Origin of the sequence: Actinoplanes sp. NPDC048791, from assembly GCF_040650095.1 — a bacterium.
Taxonomy (GTDB): Bacteria; Actinomycetota; Actinomycetes; order Mycobacteriales; family Micromonosporaceae; genus Actinoplanes.
Genome location: NZ_JBEZGQ010000609.1, coordinates 1 through 5,193, shown reverse-complemented (window position 1 = coordinate 5,193; position 5,193 = coordinate 1). Strand labels below are relative to the sequence as shown.

At 72.1% G+C, this 5,193-nt stretch carries 4 protein-coding genes and 1 pseudogene; 1 reads left to right on the top strand and 4 read right to left on the bottom strand.

The genetic code is table 11. The annotated features are described in order from the left end of the window. From AB0C29_RS32505 to AB0C29_RS32490, 4 genes and pseudogenes are all read right to left on the bottom strand, one after another. Positions 1-519, bottom strand: a pseudogene (locus tag AB0C29_RS32505) (hypothetical protein); the annotation flags it as partial. Then, positions 509-1,141 carry a sugar transferase gene (locus AB0C29_RS32500; protein ID WP_360828318.1) on the bottom strand — a complete coding sequence of 211 codons (633 nt, stop codon included), beginning with the start codon at positions 1,139-1,141 and terminating at the stop codon, positions 509-511. The gene AB0C29_RS32500 and the pseudogene AB0C29_RS32505, both read right to left, overlap by 11 nt. Further along, positions 1,138-2,394 (bottom strand): nucleotide sugar dehydrogenase, encoded by a 1,257-nt coding sequence (locus tag AB0C29_RS32495; RefSeq protein ID WP_360828316.1) that lies wholly within the window; start codon positions 2,392-2,394, stop codon positions 1,138-1,140. Before AB0C29_RS32495 ends, AB0C29_RS32500 begins: the two co-directional genes overlap by 4 nt. A 29-nt stretch (positions 2,395-2,423) precedes the next feature. Further along, positions 2,424-4,328 carry a nucleoside-diphosphate sugar epimerase/dehydratase gene (locus tag AB0C29_RS32490; protein WP_360828313.1) on the bottom strand — a complete coding sequence of 635 codons (1,905 nt, stop codon included), beginning with the start codon at positions 4,326-4,328 and terminating at the stop codon, positions 2,424-2,426. Between the two features lie 493 nt (positions 4,329-4,821). Here AB0C29_RS32490 and AB0C29_RS32485 point away from each other — a divergent pair. Further along, positions 4,822-5,193: glycosyltransferase (locus tag AB0C29_RS32485; protein WP_360828310.1), on the top strand; the 372-nt coding region annotated here is incomplete at its 3' end.

Below are 5,193 nucleotides of genomic sequence, written 5' to 3'. Positions count from 1 at the left end.
CGCGCCGACCGGCCCGGGCCGGGCCCGGCCGGTCGGGGACCACAGCAGGCCGCCGTCCGGCAGCGGCAGGGTCTTGCGCAGGGAGGCCACCGCGTACGGGGCCGAGCTGGCGCGGGCCCAGTCGCTGAACGGGTCGTGCGAGTGGTCCTCCACCACGGTGACGCCGGGGTGCGCTTGCATCCACGCGGCCCACGGCTCCGGCCGGTCGCGGCCGAACAGGTTCTGGGCCAGGACGACGTCGCCCGGCAGCGCGCGCAGGGTTTCCAGGCGGGGTCCCCGGCCGTCGGGCAGGTGCCGGTACCAGGTGATCGGCACGTCGGCGGACAGGGCTTCGGCGACTCCCATGCAGAAGAACGACGGCACGTGCAGCCGGCCCGGCGGCGCCAGCTGTCGCAGCAGGGTGCTCAGTGCCCCGCAGCCGGTCGCGAACAGCTCGAACCGTTGCGGCAGCAGGGATTGCGGTGTGGTGGCGATGGCGGCCGGGTCCCAGTGGAACTCCGAGCCGACCTCAGGCCGCACGGCCGAGGTCCCGGGACCGCTGGATGTTGAGCTCGTCGACGTGCACCGGGGCCTCCTCGCGGTGCAGGGTGGCCACCGTACGCCAGAGGATGCGCAGGTCCAGGGTCACCGAGCGGTGGTCGACGTACCAGCGGTCCAGGGCGAAGCGCTGCGGCCAGTCGATGTCGTCGCGGCCGTTGACCTGGGCCCAGCCGGTGATGCCGGGCTTGACCTCCAGGCGCCGGGCGTCCTCGGCCGAGTAGTTGGCGACCTGCGGCAGCACGTCCGGGCGCGGCCCGACCAGGCGCATCTGCCCGCGCAGCACGTTCACCAGTTGCGGCAGCTCGTCCAGGCTGGTGCGGCGCAGGAAGCGGCCGCACCGGGTGATCCGCGGGTCGTTCTCGACCAGGCCGAACGGGTCGCTGATGCCCAGCTGCGCGCTCAGCGCGACCGAGTCGTGGACCATCGTGCGGAACTTGAGCATCCGGAACGGCACCCCGCCGAGGCCGGCGCGGTCCTGAACGAACAGGATGCCGCGGCCGTCGGCGATCCGGATCCAGGCCGCGACCACCAGGATCAGCGGGGACAACAGCATCAGGGCGACGGCGGCGGCCAGGCGGTTGAGACCATCCCAGAGAGTCATAGCGTCTCCACATTCGGTCCGGTGATGCGGTGCCGGGTGTCCAGGACGTAACCGGCGTGCTCGACGACCAGGTCCAGGTCGAAGGCGTCGTGGTCGGCGAGCAGGATCACGGCGTCGGCCGCGGCGATCTGCTCGGCGGTGGCGGCGACCCGGACGACGCGGCGGTCCACGTGGGCGTCCTCGACCACGTGCGGGTCGGCCGCGCGGACCTCGGCGCCCATGTCCAGCAGCAGTGAGGCGACCCGCCGGGCCGGCGACTCGCGGGCGTCGCCGCTGTTCTTCTTGTACGCCAGCCCGAGCAGCAGCACGGTCGAGCCGTTGACCGGCTTGCGCCGCTGGTTGAGCGCGCCGACCAGGCGCCGGACGACGTAGTCGGGCATGTGGTTGTTGATGTCGTTGGCAAGCTCGACGAACCGGAAGCTCTGGCCCAGCGTCCGCTGCACCCGCCAGGACAGGTACGACGGGTCGATGGGCAGGCAGTGTCCGCCGACGCCGGGGCCGGGCACGAACGGCATGTAGCCGAACGGCTTGCTCGACGCCGCCTCGATCGCCTCCCAGACGTCGATGCCGAGGTCGTGGGCGAACACCGCCAGCTCGTTGATCAGCGCGATGTTGACGTGCCGGAAGGTGTTCTCCATGAGCTTGGCCAGCTCGGCGACCTTGGGGTCGGAGACCGGCACGGTGTGCTCGACGACCGAGGCGTAGAAGGCCTGTACCCGTTCCAGCGACTCGGCGTTGATGCCGGAGACGACCTTCGGGGTGGTGACCAGGTTCCAGGTGCGGTTGCCGGGGTCGATGCGCTCGGGGCTGTAGCCGAGGTGGAAGTCGACCCCGGCGATCAGGCCGGAGCCCTCCTCCAGCAACGGCGCGACTAGGTCGGTGGTGGTGCCCGGGTAGGTGGTGGACTCCAGCGCCACGGTGGCGCCCGGGCGCAGATAGCGTGCCAGGGTGCGGGCGGACTGCTCGATGTAGTTGAGGTCGGGCGTGCCCTCGCGCAGCGGGGTCGGCACCGCGATGACCGCGACGTCGAAACCGGCGCAGGAGCGCGGGTCGGCCGACGGGTGGAACGTGCCGGCGTCGAGGATCTCCTGCAATTCGGCCGAGGACACGTCGTCCACGTAGGACTCGCCGGCGGCGAGGCGCTTGATGCGTTCCTCGTCGACGTCGAAGCCGACAACCGAATGACCCACCTGGGCGGCGCGGACCGCCAGCGGCAGCCCCACGTAACCCTGACCGGCGATGACGACCCGCATGGGCGTGTTCCCTTCCTGCGCTGGGCGGCTCACGGCTGCCGTCCCGGGCGTACGGTGAATTCGGGCTGCCGCGGCGCGGTGCTCTTGTTGCGGGCGCCCGGCCGGCGCCCGTTGCGGGTCGCCGGCATCGGCGGCGGGGTCTCCCGGGCCGGGGACAGTGCCGGGCTCTCGGCCAGCCAGCGCAGCACGGCGATCAGGTCCTTGCGCGGCACGGTCGGGTCCAGCAGCGAGAGGACGGCACCGTCCAGCGGGGGCACCGGCGCCTGCGAGATCAGCGGGTGGTGCGGGCGGTGGTCGGGCTCGTCCGGGCCGAGCAGGATCTCGGCGAGCTTCTCGCCGGGGCGCAGGCCGGTGTAGACGATCTGGATGTGCCGTTCCGCCGCGTCGGCGATCCGGCGGGCGACGTCGTGGATGCGCACCGGCTCGCCCATGTCGAGCACCAGCACCTCGCTGGAGCTGTCGATCGCGCCGGCCTGGATGACCAGGCGGACGGCCTCCTGCACGGTCATGAAGTAGCGCGTCATCTCGGGGTGGGTGACGGTGATCGGCCCGCCCGCCTCGACCTGCGCGGCGAAGGCGGTCAGCACCGAGCCGCGGCTGCCCAGCACGTTGCCGAAACGCACGCTGCAGTAGGTGCCGTGGGCGGCCTCGTCGGCCGCCGCGGTGAGCCGTTCGGTGATCCGCTTGGAGTAGCCGAGCACGCTGACCGGTTCGGCGGCCTTGTCGGTGGAGATGTTCACCAGCCGGTCGACGCCGTGGCGCAGGGCCGTCTGGAGGATCTGGTACGTGCCGATGATGTTGGTCTTGAGCGCCTCGGAGGGGTGCATCTCCAGCAGCGGCAGGTGTTTGAGGGCGGCCGCGTGGAACACCACCTGGGGCCGGTGCTCGGCGAAGACCTCGTCGAGGCGCTGCTGGTCGCGGATGTCGGCGACGACCAGGTTGCGGTCGTCGAGCATGCCGCGGCCGTCCAGGGACAGCTGCACGGCGTGCAGGCCGGACTCGTCGCGATCGAGCATGACCAGCTGGGCCGGGTGGAAGCGGGCGACCTGGCGGCACAGCTCCGAGCCGATCGAGCCGCCGGCCCCGGTGACCAGCACCCGGCGCCCGGCCAGGTAGCCGGCCACCGCGGCCAGGTCGATGCCGATCTCGCGGCGCCCGAGCAGGTCGGCGTGGCTGACCGGCCGGATGTCCTCGACGCTGACGGTACGGCCGAACAGCTCCACGACCGGCGGGACCACCTTCAGGTCGACGTTGAGCGGCTCGGCCAGCTCGGTCAGCTCGCGCACCAGGTCGGCGCCCGCGCTGGGAATGGCGATCAGCACCGCGTCGGCGCTGTACCGGCGGACCACCTCGGCCATCGCCTGCCGGTTGCCGGCCACCGGCACCCCCATCACCCGCAGGGTGCGCTTGGCCGGGTCGTCGTCGAGCAGCGCGACCGGCACGTACGGGCTGAACGGGCTGCGCAGCATCGCGCGGATGACCTGGGTGGCCCCCTCGCCCGCGCCCATCACGACGACCCGGGTGCCCGGCTCGGGCGACGGGCGCAGCCGCTGGTCGTTGAGCAGGCGGACGGCGTACCGCACGCCGGCGGTGAGCACCAGGGCGATCAGGCCGGCCGCGATGATGGCCGAGCGCGGCACCAGCCGGCCCAGCAGGGTGTCCAGCACGAAGATCACCGGGGTGGCCACGACCGCGGTCCGGGCCAGCGCGGCGATCTCCTCGAAGCAGCCGTACGACCAGCGCCCGGTGTAGAGGCCGAAGCGCAGCCCGGCCACGGTGTGCACGACCGCGGCGAAGCACGCCAGCACCAGCAGCGGGAGGAGGTGGACGTGGCTGAAGTCGCCGTCGTGGCGCAGCAGGGTGGCGATCAGCAGGGCCAGGCCCAGCGCGGCCGCGTCTACCCCGGCCCGGGCCATCCGGCCGGGTACCACCATGCGTAACCAGGGCGTCCTGGCCGGCCTCCGGGCCCGCCGGTCGCCCGCGGTGGCGTCGGGCGCTGCTCGCCGTACCTGCATGGATTTCCTCCCTGGACGGATACCGGCGGTGGACGGCCGCGGTGAGAACTGGCAAGGAAAGGGAGCGTGCGCGCGCCGCGTCAAAATGGTGACGTCAATTGCGCGTGCCGCTCGTCGCTCGTCGCTTTTCAGCGCTTGCGAATAAAGCTTGGCAGTCGCACCAGATCGATCACAGTAGCAATTGTCACGGCCAACGTGAGCCACGCTCACGTACAGTACCGACGATGGCCGCGCGCTCTCGATCGCCTGCTGTACAGGGACTTTCGGCGCTCTGATACGTCCGTTCGGCCGGACCCGGAATGCGTTTTGCGCGTTCGGTGGCATTCATGTTGGGCATGACATCTGCGACTTTCATTGTCCGCCCCGACTCTGGCAGCGTCGTAACTGCGCCGCGCCGAGGAAAGAGGGGAAAATGAGGGTGCTGCACGTCATCAGCACTTCGGCGGCCGGCGGGGCCGAGCAACAACTGCGCCTGCTGGTGCCCCGGCTGCCGCACGACTGCGAGGTGGTCACCCTGGCCCGGCCGGGGCCGCTCGCGACGGCGCTGCGTTCCACCGGTACGGCGGTGCACGAGCTCGGCACGGACGGCGGCCCGGCCTCGATCGTGCGGCTGCGCCGGCTCATCCGGCTCGGCCGCTTCGACGTCGTGCACACCCACCTCTACCGCGCCTGCGTGCAGGGCCGGTTCGCCGCCCGGCTGGCCGGCGTCCGGCCCGTCGTCGCCACCGCGCACCACCTGAGCGCGCGGTCCGTGGAGGACCGCCCGGCGTCCGGCCGGGTCCGC

Bases quoted from the DNA above. Each gene is read 5' to 3' on its own strand.
- AB0C29_RS32500 (WP_360828318.1), bottom strand. From the start codon at position 1,141: ATGACTCTCTGGGATGGTCTCAACCGCCTGGCCGCCGCCGTCGCCCTG.
- AB0C29_RS32495 (WP_360828316.1), bottom strand. From the start codon at position 2,394: ATGCGGGTCGTCATCGCCGGTCAGGGTTACGTGGGGCTGCCGCTGGCG.
- AB0C29_RS32490 (WP_360828313.1), bottom strand. From the start codon at position 4,328: ATGGTGGTACCCGGCCGGATGGCCCGGGCCGGGGTAGACGCGGCCGCG.